Source organism: Streptomyces sp. SID5910, assembly GCF_009862125.1.
In the GTDB taxonomy this organism is placed as follows: Bacteria; Actinomycetota; Actinomycetes; order Streptomycetales; family Streptomycetaceae; genus Streptomyces.
This window is the reverse complement of the sequence record NZ_WWHX01000794.1, coordinates 1-610: the sequence shown is the minus strand read 5'-3', so window position 1 is coordinate 610 and position 610 is coordinate 1. Positions and strand designations below refer to the sequence as shown.

Annotated in this window: 1 protein-coding gene; it reads right to left on the bottom strand. The window is 73.9% G+C overall.

Annotated elements, in window-relative coordinates; genetic code table 11:
• On the bottom strand, positions 1-610 hold a 610-nt coding region (locus tag GTW67_RS27990), incomplete at both ends, for a DUF8746 domain-containing protein (protein ID WP_524539832.1).

Here is a 610-nt window from a genome sequence, read left to right as displayed (position 1 = left end):
GCGGGACCTGCGGCGCCGGCGCGGGCTGACCGCCCTGCTGGGGCGGCGGCGGGGCGTACCAGCCGGGCTGGCCCTGCCCGGGCACCGGCATCGCCGGCTGCGCGCCGGGCGGCAGCGGCTGCTGGAGCCCGGCCTTCTGGTCGACGGTCGACCGGTAGTCGACGGCGCCCTGCGTCATCCGCATGTACGCCTCCTCCAGCGAGGCCTGGTGCGGCGACAGCTCCCACAGGCGTACGTCGGACTCGTGCGCGATGTCGCTGATCCGGGGCAGCGGCAGCCCGGTCACCCGTAGGGCGCCGTCCTGCTCGGGCAGCACGTGCCCGCCCGCCTCGGTCAGCGCGGAGGTCAGCTTCTCGCGCACCTGCGGCTCGGTGTCCGGGGTGCGCACCCGCGCGAAGTCGGCGGAGTTCGCCGAGATGAAGGCCGTCACGCTCATGTCGGCGAGCAGCTGGCCGCGCCCGATGACGATCAGGTGGTCCGCGGTCAGCGCCATCTCGCTCATCAGGTGCGAGGAGACGAAGACCGTACGGCCCTCCGCCGCGAGCGCCTTCATCAGGTTCCGGACCCAGAGGATGCCCTCGGGGTCCAGGCCGTTGACCGGCTCGTCGAA